At 41.3% G+C, this 12,789-nt stretch carries 8 protein-coding genes and 1 pseudogene; all 9 read right to left on the reverse strand.

Annotation, left to right across the window (positions count from 1 at the left end; all coding sequences use genetic code 11):
- Positions 1–43: 43 nt before the first annotated feature.
- The 9 genes and pseudogenes from rpsJ to rpoC all read right to left on the reverse strand — a co-directional run bounded on the left by rpsJ (position 44) and on the right by rpoC (position 12,775).
- Positions 44–349: a 30S ribosomal protein S10 gene (gene rpsJ, locus BWX39_RS08365; RefSeq protein WP_004357736.1), complete on the reverse strand. Its 306-nt coding sequence runs from the start codon at positions 347–349 to the stop codon at positions 44–46.
- A 90-nt stretch (positions 350–439) separates the two neighbouring features.
- Positions 440–2,557: an elongation factor G gene (gene fusA, locus BWX39_RS08370; protein ID WP_028905380.1), complete on the reverse strand. Its 2,118-nt coding sequence runs from the start codon at positions 2,555–2,557 to the stop codon at positions 440–442.
- Between the two features lie 29 nt (positions 2,558–2,586).
- Positions 2,587–3,117: pseudogene (rpsG, locus tag BWX39_RS08375) on the reverse strand (30S ribosomal protein S7).
- Positions 3,118–3,295: 178 nt separating this feature from the next.
- On the reverse strand, positions 3,296–3,679 hold the full coding sequence (gene rpsL, locus BWX39_RS08380) for a 30S ribosomal protein S12 (protein WP_024998515.1): 384 nt from the start codon (positions 3,677–3,679) through the stop codon (positions 3,296–3,298).
- A gap of 332 nt (positions 3,680–4,011) precedes the next feature.
- Entirely contained in the window at positions 4,012–5,076 is a 1,065-nt protein-coding gene (locus BWX39_RS08385; RefSeq protein WP_244271472.1) for a hypothetical protein, read from the reverse strand.
- A 244-nt stretch (positions 5,077–5,320) separates the two neighbouring features.
- Positions 5,321–5,641 carry a DUF3467 domain-containing protein gene (locus BWX39_RS08390; protein WP_028905377.1) on the reverse strand — a complete coding sequence of 107 codons (321 nt, stop codon included), beginning with the start codon at positions 5,639–5,641 and terminating at the stop codon, positions 5,321–5,323.
- Between the two features lie 82 nt (positions 5,642–5,723).
- Positions 5,724–7,145 (reverse strand): T9SS type A sorting domain-containing protein, encoded by a 1,422-nt coding sequence (locus BWX39_RS08395; protein WP_028905376.1) that lies wholly within the window; start codon positions 7,143–7,145, stop codon positions 5,724–5,726.
- A 288-nt stretch (positions 7,146–7,433) separates the two neighbouring features.
- Entirely contained in the window at positions 7,434–7,700 is a 267-nt protein-coding gene (locus BWX39_RS08400) for a hypothetical protein (RefSeq protein WP_231095202.1), read from the reverse strand.
- A gap of 710 nt (positions 7,701–8,410) precedes the next feature.
- The gene (gene rpoC, locus BWX39_RS08410) at positions 8,411–12,775 is read right to left on the reverse strand and encodes a DNA-directed RNA polymerase subunit beta' (RefSeq protein WP_028905373.1); all 4,365 of its coding nucleotides are present in this window, start codon (positions 12,773–12,775) and stop codon (positions 8,411–8,413) included.
- Between the last annotated feature and the right edge of the window lie 14 nt (positions 12,776–12,789).

Below are 12,789 nucleotides of genomic sequence, written 5' to 3' on the forward strand. Positions count from 1 at the left end.
AAATTTTAAATAATTAAATTCTTTGTTTTTTCGTAACTTGTAATTACACCTTGATTTCCACTTCAACTCCTGAAGGCAACTCAAGCTTCATCAATGCATCAACAGTCTTTGGTGTTGAGCTATAAATGTCGATGAGACGCTTGAAATCTGAGAGCTGGAACTGCTCACGTGATTTCTTATTAACGAAAGTAGAGCGGTTTACGGTGTAAATACGCTTATGTGTTGGCAATGGAATAGGGCCGCTAACGATAGCACCTGTAGCCTTTACAGCCTTCACAATTTTCTCTGCAGACTTATCAACCAACTGGTGGTCGTAAGACTTTAGCTTAATACGAATTTTCTGACTCATATTTGTTTTGAATTTATTAATTTATTATTAAACTCAGGGTACACTCTCATAAGAGTCATTCGCTATGAGAGTATTTCCTAAGTATTCTTCTTATTTAAGTAGATCTGCGTTTCCGTTCAGCTCTTCAAGGATTTCCTTTGCGAGGCTGTTAGAAACTGGTGAGTGGTGATCGTACTCCATTGATGAAGTTGCACGACCTGAAGTAATAGTACGCAAAGCTGTTACATAACCGAACATTTCTGACAATGGTACCATAGCTTTAACAACACGTGCACCGCTACGAGCTTCTTCCATACCTTGAACAAGACCACGACGCTTATTCAAGTCGCCGATTACATCACCCATGTTTTCTTCCGGAGTAACAACTTCTACTCTCATAATAGGCTCCATCAATACAGGGCCTGCCTGTGGACAAAGCTTTTTGAAAGCCTGATGTGCTACAAGCTCGAATGACAACTGGTCAGAGTCTACTGGGTGGAAAGATCCATCGGTCAAAGTAACCTTCAAACCTGTAATTGGGAATCCACCAAGAACGCCGTTACCTAAGCAGTCTTTGAAGCCTTTTTCTACTGAAGGAATAAATTCCTTAGGCACATTACCACCTTTCACAACATTGATGAACTGCAAATCGCCTTCCTTGTAATCTTCGTCTTTTGGCTCGATTGTAACATCGATACAAGCAAACTTACCACGACCACCAGACTGCTTCTTATATGTCTCACGACTTTGAGCTGCCTTTGTGATTGCTTCCTTATAGTTCACCTGTGGCTTACCTTGGTTACATTCTACCTTAAACTCACGCTTCAAACGGTCGATAATAATATCAAGGTGAAGCTCGCCCATACCAGAGATAATGGTCTGACCGCTCTGCTCGTCTGTGCGTACAGTAAATGTTGGGTCTTCTTCCGCCAATTTCTGCAAACCAGTATCAAGCTTAGCAATATCAGCCTGGCTCTTAGGTTCAACTGCAATAGAAATCACAGTATCAGGGAATGTCATTGACTCAAGTACGATTGGGTGTGCTTCGTCGCAAAGAGTATCACCAGTGCGAATATCCTTGAAACCAACACCTGCGCCAATATCGCCTGCATCGATTGACTCCATTGCAATTTCCTTGTTAGAGTTCATCTGGAACAAGCGGCTGATACGTTCTTTCTTACCAGAACGTGGGTTGTAAACATACGAACCTGCTATAACCTTACCAGAGTAAACGCGGAAGAACACCAAACGTCCCATAAATGGGTCGGTAGCAATCTTAAATGCGAGTGCTGCAGTAGGTTCATTAACACCAGCCTTACGCTCTTCCTCAGCTTCTGTGTCTGGGTTTGTACCAACAGTAACGACAGTATCGAGTGGTGAAGGCAAGAATGCACAAACATAGTCGAGCAATGTCTGAACACCCTTATTCTTATATGAAGAACCGCACAACATTGGGCAGCAGTCCATAGAAATACAGCCTTTGCGAATTGCAGCCATAAGTTTATCTTCAGGTATATCTTGTCCTTCAAGATAAAGCTCCATAACATCATCGTCATAGTTAGCAGCACCTTCGATAAGCTTTTCACGCCATTCGTTAGCCTCATCTACCAACTCAGCAGGAATTTCCTCAATGTCGTATTGTGCACCCATTGTTTCATCGTTCCAAAGAATAGCCTTCATCTTAATAAGGTCTACTACACCTTTGAAGTTTTCTTCTGCACCGATTGGAATTTGGATAGCAATTGGGTTTGCGCCCAAAATATCTTTCATCTGACGTACTGTCTCGAAGAAGTCTGCACCAGAACGGTCCATCTTATTAACGTAACCAACACGTGGCACGTTGTACTTGTCAGCCTGACGCCATACAGTTTCAGACTGTGGCTGAACACCGTCGGCAGCAGAATAAGTTGCAACAGCACCATCAAGAACACGAAGCGAACGCTCTACTTCCGCAGTAAAGTCCACGTGTCCCGGAGTATCAATCAAGTTAATCTTGTATGATTTGCCATCGTAGTTCCAGTTACAAGTTGTAGCAGCTGAAGTAATGGTAATACCACGCTCCTGCTCCTGTGCCATCCAGTCCATTGTTGCAGCACCATCGTGCACTTCACCAATTTTGTGGGTTTTACCTGTATAGAACAAAATACGTTCTGATGTTGTTGTTTTACCGGCATCAATGTGAGCCATAATACCGATATTGCGTGTCAAATGTAAATCGTGACTTGCCATTTTTCTTTAATATCCTTATTAGTTATCGTTTAGAATCTGAAGTGAGCAAATGCACGGTTAGCTTCTGCCATGCGGTGCATGTCTTCCTTACGCTTGAAAGCACCACCCTGATTATTGAATGCGTCCATAATTTCAGCAGCAAGCTTATCTGCCATACTCTTGCCACCGCGCTTGCGAGCGAATGCAATCATATTCTTCATAGATACGCTTTCCTTACGGTCTGGGCGAATTTCTGTTGGAACCTGGAATGTTGCACCACCGATACGACGGCTCTTCACCTCTACCTGTGGAGTAATGTTATCAAGAGCTTGCTTCCAAACTTCCAATGCTGACTTTTCCTGGTCGCTGTTCTTCTCGTTTACGATATCGAGAGCTGCGTAGAAAATTTCGTATGATGTATTCTTCTTTCCATCATACATAAGGTGGTTTACAAACTTTGAGACCTTTTGGTCGTTAAACTTTGGATCTGGCAAGATCACACGTTTCTTTGGTTTTGCTTTTCTCATTTTTATTTAAAAATTTAGTAATTCTGCGGAGGCTGTCGTTTTCTCGTTCTTCAACGTCCACTCTTGAACATTTACTCAACCTGTTATTAACAAATCTCCAGCAAAACTTTTATTTCCTTTTTCTTTTGAGTCTTTTATTTATTTACCAACCATCACCGACTGTTAAACTAAAAGACTTTACCTTGCGAAGTTTCTTTCCCCTTATATCAGAGGAAAAGAAACCCGAAAGTTTTTACTTCTTAGCTGCCTTTGGACGCTTAGCACCGTACTTAGAGCGACGCTGTGTGCGGTTTGCTACACCAGCAGTATCAAGTGTACCACGAACGATGTGGTAGCGAACACCTGGTAAGTCCTTTACACGACCACCACGAACAAGTACGATACTGTGTTCCTGTAAGTTGTGTCCTTCTCCAGGGATATACGAGTTAACTTCCTTTTGATTCGTCAAACGAACACGGGCAACTTTACGCATTGCCGAATTAGGCTTCTTAGGTGTTGTTGTGTAGACACGTACGCAAACTCCACGACGCTGTGGACAGTTGTCCAAAGCAGGAGATTTACTTTTTTCTACAATCACCTTTCTGCCCTTTTTTACTAATTGTGAAATAGTAGGCATAATTGTACTTTTTTATTTTATATTTATTTTGTTTATTATCAATGTCTTAGACCTCTCACTGCCTATATAATAATGTATAAAGGGCACATAAAGGTATTTCGAGGTGCAAAGGTACAAACTTTCTAGAAATAATCACTCATATATATAGAAGTAATAAACCTTAAGATTTTTAATTTAACAAAATATAACTACTATAACGCTATATTAACTTAACAAAGCTCTCTACTTCTTTAAAAACAAGACCTAAGGAGATAATAAAACGGACAATATATAAAATATGCGATGCACCAAAGAAATTGATGCATCGCATATTTTTCAGTTATAAGCATTGACTACTTTGAGATTTCGATAAAACAATTTCCATTTGCTTTCAGGTAGATATGTGCCCTTACACCTGCTGCTTTATTCTCATAGACTGCACCAGGAGCATTAGACTTTTTCTGCTTTTTAACAAAAGTATATCCGTTGGCTGCAAACCACAGACTTATCTCTTTGCGGTCTAAATCTTCTACCTTTTTCACTGCAGGACAGCTGAGTGCAATAAACGAGATAACCTTTTCGCTTGCTTCATAGAAATACATACAAGCATTCAAGTTTGAGTAATTCTCATACCCTGGTTTCGTACGGAACTCCGCCTTGCCTTCATCGCTTCCTTCTTCATCGTAATAGCGAAGCCCCAAAGTGTTTTCCATTTCGATAAGCTGCTGTTTAGGCAGACTTTCATACTCTTCGTTCAACACTTTCACATCAGGAAAATCAGTAACGTCTGTAAGAATAACCGTTTCCTCAGGTTCACCACCTTGATTTGTCTGTGGCTCATTCTCATCGACTTTAAACTCTACAACCGCACGTATCGACTTTAGTTCCTTATGCTTGGCATCGTAAACAATTGCCTTTATCTTCAGCTTTCCATTCCAGTAAATACGACAAGGGGCAACATTGCCATTACCATCGGAAATAACAGTCGTACCATAATCAGCAAAACCTGCATCGGTCATCATCTTTGTAAACTCGGCATCAATCTTTACAACTGGTATTTCCAACATACCATATATTACATCAGCAGTGTACTTAACGCCTTTAAAGTATTTAGGAGTATCTCCCCAATATACTTCGCCTAACTTCGTGAAAGTTTGCTTTTGACGCTGCGCCAATTTCTTTTCAAATCCATCGGCACCTTTTGTATCGCCATGCTTCAAGTAAGGCAGTTCACCAAATGCATAAGCTTTATCAAATTCAAAGGTTTCAACAGGTTTTTCTTCTTCCTTGTTTGACTCGTCCTCTTTCTCCTCTGTCTTCTTCGAATCATTGCCATCATCTTTACTACACGAAGTTACCAACCCCAACATGGCTAAACACATTAGCACATAAAAGAAATTAAAAGCTTTTGTTTTCATAATTCAATTATTTAAAGTAATACAATATAAATGCTTCTCCAGGCTAACCATCAAGCTGCATTTTCATACTATTATAAACAAATATGTATGGACTTGCTCGTTATCTATCCATTTATTAGGTTATAACTGCAAATTTATATTATTTTTTCAGAATATGAAAATATCGTATAAATAAAATATCGCAATTACTCATACGAATATGAATAATTGCGATACTGAAACTGTATAATTTCTGCTTTCCTTCTTATGCGTCGTTCTTTATCGGACCAAAGGGTGTTGCTGTTTTTGGCTGTTGGTTAGGCATCTGAATTTTCCCAAACTCTTGTTCGTAACGAACAATATTCTCTTGCAAAGCTGCCAAAAGGCGTTTTGCGTGTTCGGGTGCAAGCACTACCCTACTTGCCACTGTCGGTTTTGGTACACCTGGCAGCATACTGATGAAATCGAGCACAAACTCTGAACTTGAGTGTGAGATGATTTGGAAGTTTGTATAAATTCCTTTTGCAATTTCAGGATTCAAGTCTATCTGAAGCTGCTGTCCTTGTTGATTTTGATTGTTGTCCATTTCGTATATTTGTTTTTAATATTCTCTGAGCGATATGCAAAGATAACACATTTCGGACAATTCACCAAGAAACGCACTTACTTTATCTTTCCACTACAAAACGTTGTGTTTCACCATTCACATTCAAGAAATAAACGCCAGCAGTGAAGTTCGCAACATCAACTTGGTTTTCAGCTGTATGCAAAACCACCGTGCGAAGCAACGCACCATTAGCTCCAAAAATACGAGCTGTTGCAGTTGCCATACCTAAAGGCAACTTCACAGCAAGCACATTGTTGTTTGCCACTGTGCTAACCTTTATCTTTGCTGCTGGCACACCCTCAATACCGTTTGGCATCTTCTCGCCTTCGTATAAGTTGCGACCATCATTTAATCCCTGCTGATAGTCGTAGGCTGTCCAATTCTTGGCATTAATAAGTTCGGTTACATCTACTTCGTAGCAAACATTCTTCTCGCCCTCATCTTTCGTATCTACAACCACTAATTCACCTTTATTATCGGCATTCGCCATATCGGGTAAGTCTGCCAACATTCGTTTCATGGCAGGGTTAGCTATTTGGTTGCTGTAACAAGATATGAAACCTAACTTTTGGTTGGCTGCAATATCAAGTTCGGCAAGTTGGTTATTATCACATTGCAAATCTGTAAGGTTTACCAACTTTCTTATATCAAGTGCTTTCAATTTGTTACCACTTACTGTCAGAGCTGTAAGTTCGATATTGTCGCCAATGGTTATGTTCGTCAACTTATTATTATAACAATGGAACTCCGCTAAAGCAGAATTTTTGCTAATGTCTACCGTCTCTATTTCGTTGTCGAACAAATATACCTTTTGCAATAACGGACTTTTAGATATATCTATCGTTTTTATCTTGTTATTGTTGCATGCTAACAGGGTCAACTGTGTATTCTTTGTTATATCGAGTTGTGTAAGATTGTTTTCGCCACAATAAAATTCTTGCAGCTTAGGCATCACACTTGGGTCTAACTCATTCAGGCTATTTCTAAAGCAATAGAATTCTACTACTTCCGATGTAGCAGGCAGTTTCAGTTCACTTAATTTATTGCTGTGGCAATACAGTTTCTGTAAGTTTGTATTCTTGCTAACGTCCAACTTCTCTATTTGGTTTTCCTCACAGTATAGCGAACCCAAGTCAGGACATTTCGATACATCAATAGATACCAATTCGTTCAGATTGCAACTAAAGAAAGTCATATCACCATATATAGTTATTGTGGGTTGTGTTCGCTTAAAGCGGGTTATGCCATACTTCTTTATACTTTCCTCACCAGCATCATATTTGCCGTTGTTGTTTCTGTCAATCCAAGGCTTTGTTTTGCTTTTGCCATTAAATAGCGCAGTGAGTTGCCATTGTTTCTTCAAATTGGTTGTGGTAATGGTAACAGAGGGTTGGTCAGTAGTGTATTCTTCTGCGTCTTTCTGCGCATTAGCACCAACACAAAACCCTAAAAGAACTGATAATAAAAATAGCTTTTTACTCATAACGTAACTGTTTAGATGTCGGAGAAACTATTAAAAAGCCCACCGAGAATTAGTAATTTAGTTTATTTTAAACATCAATTTATGATATAAAACATTTCCACCTTTACTTAGAGCAACCAATTCAATGTTTATTTTCCAGTCTACTTGTTTACATTGTAAATATAGTTTTTATTCTGAAATTTGCAAGAGAATAAAATAGAAAACACCAAATGACTGCCAAATGATGCTCTTTATGTACGACATAAACGTATCAAGACTTAATAGTACAATAATTAATGAAGACTAAAACTATATTAAGTTAGCCTTTATAAGAATAGCATAAGCTGGAGATTGAACACCATTAACATAAGGTTTTAACGTTTTCGTATCGACAACATCTAATTCTATGTATGCATTATATAAATTTTCAATATTAATTTTGAAAGACTTTGAGGTACTTTGTCTTACTCCTATAATAAATTTTCCATCTACTTTAATATCATCATAATGCCTACCCTTGATACTCTCTGCCGTTGTCACTTGACTTATCATAGAAATAAATTTATCTCTCTTCATATTTAAAATAATAAATATTAGTTAGTATTTCTTTTACTTAAAATAGATTTTAAAACTGAACTCTTTTATAATGCGCATCTACACATACCAATATCAGAGCTTCATTTACAAAGATAGATAAAAATTTTCTTATTAAATATTTTTCTTGCAGAAAGTTGATTTGATAAAATGTTTTCTATCTTAATCTAAACAAATTATTAGTGCTTATAGTTTATTTCTCTTATTTTTATTACTAACAATTGAAAATATTATTTCTTGAAGATTTATAAAGAGACTAAAAATGATAGGTTATTTTAAGACAGAATAGGAGTGGAAGAGATTCTGTGAAATGTCAATACGTTATTGATTGCCAAATGTTAATGTCAGAAAATTCTCCTCATCTTTGTAAATATATTTTCTATCAAAAAGTGGTAATTGCAATTTGGTTTTGCGAAAGCGGCTCTTTTGCGATGCAAAACCTACGCTTTTACCGTGCAAAACAGCTGCTTTTACAATGCAAAAACATAGGTTTTGCATTACACTGATTATCAATTGTTTAAACAAGAAATACATTTAAGAAAAATATTTACAAACCCTTTCCATTTCTTCCACCTTTTAATAAGAGATATTGCCGTTATTCTAAATTGTGCCAATAATAAATACAATGCAAACAAAAAGGGCTCGCAAGCGATGCTTGCGAGCCCTTTTAAGTTGTATAAAGTTCATTTGTTTTAAGCCTCTGCATTTTCTTTGTCAGCAAAGTCGATAATGCTCTTCTTGTTAGCTTCTAAGCGATTGTGCTCTTCTTTAGAACCTACTATGAGCTTCTGCCATTGACGAAGACCAGTACCTGCTGGGATAAGGTGTCCGCAGATTACGTTTTCCTTCATTCCTTCAAGGTCGTCGCTCTTGCCACGGATAGCAGCCTCGTTGAGCACCTTGGTTGTTTCCTGGAAGGAAGCAGCCGACATAAAGCTCTTTGTGCCGAGGGCAGCACGTGTAATACCTTGGAGCATCTGGGTAGCAGTAGCCTGAACGGCATCGCGTACCTGAACGAGCTTGAGGTCGCGGCGTTTGAGGTTTGAATTCTCGTCGCGCAGCTTGCGTACAGAAAGTATCTGTCCCTTGTAGCAATTCTCTGAATCGCCTGGGTCGGTAACAACTTTCTTGCCCCAAATACGGTCGTTTTCTTCCAAGAAGTCGAGTTTATCAACAAGTTCCTGCTCGAGGAATGCGGTATCGCCAGACTCTTCAATACGAACCTTACGCATCATTTGGCGAACGATAATCTCGAAGTGTTTGTCGTTAATCTTCACACCTTGGAGGCGATAAACGTCTTGTACTTCGTTCACGATATACTCTTGTACTGCCGTAGGACCCTTAATAGAAAGAATATCGGCAGGAGTTATGATACCATCAGAAAGTGGAGTACCCGCACGCACAGCATCGTGTTCCTGAACAAGGATTTGCTTTGACAAGCTAACAAGATACTTACGTTGGTCGCCTGTCTTCGATGTAACGATGATTTCGCGGTTACCACGCTTCACCTTACCCATTGTTACCTCACCATCGATTTCAGAAACCACAGCAGGGTTAGAAGGGTTACGAGCTTCAAACAGCTCGGTTACACGTGGGAGACCACCCGTAATATCACCCGCACCACCTACGGAACGTGGAATCTTAACGAGGGTTGTACCTGTCTTTATTTCCGCACCGTCTTGGACAATTTGCTCCAAGTGACCACCCACAGGGAGGTTGTAAGTTCCGAACACATCTTCTGCTGCATACTGTCCGTCGGCACCCTTCTTGGCACCTGGGCGTACAACATCGACTGTTGGAATGCGTGATTTGTCGCGCGACTCGGTAATAATACGCTCAGTAAGACCAGTAGCATCGTCGGTTTCAGCCTTGTAGGTAACACCTTCTACTACATCGTGCAGACGGAGCACACCTGCGTATTCGCTGACGATAACAGCGTTGAATGGGTCCCAACGACAAATGAGGTCGTCCTTTTTCACCTTATCGCCATTCTTGAAATAGAGCACGCTACCATAAGGAACGCCCTCGGTCAGGAGGACAATACCTGTATTGATGTCGATGAAGCGAATTTCTGCCAAACGGCTGACAACCTTCTGACACTCGCGGTCTTCGTCGTCAATAAATGGAACGGTACGGAGTTCGTCGAACTCTATCTTGCAATCGTTCTTGGCAACGATAGAGGCATTGGCTGCAGCGTTAGAAGCAATACCACCGGCGTGGAAAGTACGAAGGGTAAGCTGCGTACCAGGTTCACCAATAGCCTGTGCAGCAATGACACCTACTGCCTCGCCCATCTGTACCATACGAGCGGTGGCAAGGTTGCGGCCATAGCACTTCTTACATACACCGCGCTTGCTTTCGCACGTGAGCACAGAACGTATCTCCACCATTTCAAGTGGCGATTCGTCAATGATTTTAGCCTTTCCCTCTGTGATTTCTTCGCCTGCGGCTACTATGAGCTCGCCTGTAGAAGGATTGATGACATCGTGTACAGATACACGACCGAGAATGCGCTCGTAGAGAGAAGCAATGACTTCGTCGCCATTCTTCAACGCACGACATTCAAGACCACGGAGAGAGCCACAGTCCTCTTCGGTAATGATAACGTCGTGAGAAACGTCTACCAAACGACGAGTGAGGTATCCTGCATCGGCAGTCTTCATAGCAGTATCGGCAAGACCCTTACGGGCACCGTGTGAAGAAATAAAGTATTCGAGCACCGACATACCTTCCTTAAAGTTAGAAAGGATAGGATTCTCAATAATCTGTGCACCTTCAGCACCTGCCTTCTGAGGCTTAGCCATCAAACCACGCATACCTGCAAGCTGTGCAATCTGGTCGGCAGAACCACGGGCACCTGAATCGAGCATCATATAAACGGCGTTGAAACCTTGGTCGTCCTCAATCATATGTTTCATCACGCTTGCCTTCAAGTTGTTGTTTACGTGTGTCCACGCGTCAATTACTTGGTTGTAGCGTTCCTTATCGGTGATGAAACCCATTTCGTAGTTAGCCTTTACTTGGTCTACTTCCGCTTGACCCTTGCTCACAATATCGACTTTCTCTTCTGGTACGATAATATCGCCCAAGTTAAATGAAAGACCTGCGGTGTAAGCCATACGGTAACCCAAGTTCTTGATACCATCAAGGAAAGCACAAGCACGTGCCATACCTACGCATTTGATAACATCGGCAATGAGTCCGCGTAGCGATTTCTTAGAAATGATGCCATTGAAGAAGCCTACTTCGGTTGGGATAATCTGATTGACGATAACACGACCAACAGATGTTTCAACCATACGCTTCTGGAGTTTACCATCAACAAGGTCGTCAACGATAACCTTCACTTGTGCGTGGAGGTCGCAACGTCCTTCGTTGTGTGCAATAATGGCTTCTTCCGAACCGTAGAAGCATAAGCCTTCACCCTTAGCACCTGGACGGATTTTAGTTATATAGTAGAGACCCAACACCATATCCTGAGAAGGAACGGTAATAGGTGCACCGTTAGCTGGATTCAAGATGTTGTGGCTTTGGAGCATCAACACCTGTGCTTCGAGGATAGCCTCATTGCTCAATGGGAGGTGGACAGCCATCTGGTCGCCATCGAAGTCGGCGTTGAACGCTGTACAAGCCAATGGGTGAAGCTGGATTGCCTTACCTTCGATAAGCTTAGGTTGGAAAGCCTGTATACCAAGGCGGTGGAGCGTAGGAGCACGGTTGAGGAGCACAGGGTGTCCCTTCATTACGTTCTCCAAGATGTCCCAAATAACTGGTTCGCGACGGTCTACAATCTTCTTGGCACTCTTCACGGTCTTCACAATACCACGCTCGATGAGCTTACGAATAATGAATGGCTTGTAAAGTTCGGCTGCCATAAGCTTAGGAAGACCGCATTCGCCCATCTTCAATTCAGGACCTACAACGATAACAGAACGTGCTGAATAGTCTACACGCTTACCGAGAAGGTTCTGACGGAAACGACCTTGCTTACCTTTGAGTGAATCTGACAACGACTTCAAAGGACGGTTGCTTTCGCTCTTGACAGCTGATGACTTGCGGCTGTTGTCGAATAACGAGTCTACAGCCTCTTGCAACATACGCTTCTCGTTACGGAGAATAACGTCTGGTGCCTTGATTTCGATAAGTCGCTTCAAACGATTGTTACGAATGATTACGCGACGATAAAGGTCGTTCAAGTCGGAAGTAGCAAAGCGACCACCATCGAGCGGTACCAACGGACGAAGTTCTGGTGGCGTAACAGGCACTATCTTCATAATCATCCATTCAGGACGGTTGATGCCTTCCGACTGGCGGAATGCTTCTACCACCTGTAAACGCTTCAAGGATTCGGCTTTACGTTGCTGACTTGAATCAGTTGTGGCACGGTCGCGGAGTTCGCCTGCCAAACGGTCAAGGTCTATATTGGTAAGCAAATCGTAGATAGCCTCTGCACCCATCTTTGCAATGAACTTCTTTGGGTCAGAGTTTTCCAACTTCTCGTTGCCTTCTGGCAAGCGATTGTCGAGAATATCCAAGTATTCATCTTCAGAGAGAAGGTCTAACTTGTGAGAACCATTCAGGTCTTCACCCGTATCGGGGTGCTTCATACCTTCTACAACACCAGGCTGTACGACAACATACTTCTCGTAATATACAACGCTGTCGAGTTTCTTTGTTGGAAGTCCCAACAAATAACCAATCTTGTTTGGAAGACTGCGGAAATACCAAATATGTGCTACTGGTACAACGAGTTCGATATGTCCAGCACGTTCACGGCGCACTTTCTTCTCTGTAACTTCTACACCACAACGGTCGCAGACGATGCCTTTATAACGAATACGCTTGTACTTTCCACAGGCACATTCATAATCTTTTGTAGGACCGAAGATGCGCTCACAGAACAAGCCGTCGCGTTCGGGCTTATAGGTACGATAGTTAATCGTTTCTGGCTTGGTTACTTCTCCAAATGAATTTTCGAGAATTTCCTCTGGGGAAGCAAGTCCAATGGTGAGCTTGTTAAAATTACTCTTAACTTTATTATCTTTTTTAAAAGCCATGTTTCTTTAATTTT

The organism is Prevotella intermedia ATCC 25611 = DSM 20706 (genome assembly GCF_001953955.1).
Taxonomy (GTDB): domain Bacteria; phylum Bacteroidota; class Bacteroidia; order Bacteroidales; family Bacteroidaceae; genus Prevotella; species Prevotella intermedia.

What these genes read in the sequence shown, in the direction of transcription:
- rpsJ (WP_004357736.1), bottom strand. Translation starts at nt 349, where the DNA reads ATGAGTCAGAAAATTCGTATTAAGCTAAAGTCTTACGACCACCAGTTG.
- BWX39_RS08385 (WP_244271472.1), bottom strand. Translation starts at nt 5,076, where the DNA reads ATGAAAACAAAAGCTTTTAATTTCTTTTATGTGCTAATGTGTTTAGCC.
- rpoC (WP_028905373.1), bottom strand. Translation starts at nt 12,775, where the DNA reads ATGGCTTTTAAAAAAGATAATAAAGTTAAGAGTAATTTTAACAAGCTC.
- BWX39_RS08390 (WP_028905377.1), bottom strand. Translation starts at nt 5,641, where the DNA reads ATGGACAACAATCAAAATCAACAAGGACAGCAGCTTCAGATAGACTTG.
- rpsL (WP_024998515.1), bottom strand. Translation starts at nt 3,679, where the DNA reads ATGCCTACTATTTCACAATTAGTAAAAAAGGGCAGAAAGGTGATTGTA.
- BWX39_RS08400 (WP_231095202.1), bottom strand. Translation starts at nt 7,700, where the DNA reads ATGAAGAGAGATAAATTTATTTCTATGATAAGTCAAGTGACAACGGCA.
- fusA (WP_028905380.1), bottom strand. Translation starts at nt 2,557, where the DNA reads ATGGCAAGTCACGATTTACATTTGACACGCAATATCGGTATTATGGCT.
- BWX39_RS08395 (WP_028905376.1), bottom strand. Translation starts at nt 7,145, where the DNA reads ATGAGTAAAAAGCTATTTTTATTATCAGTTCTTTTAGGGTTTTGTGTT.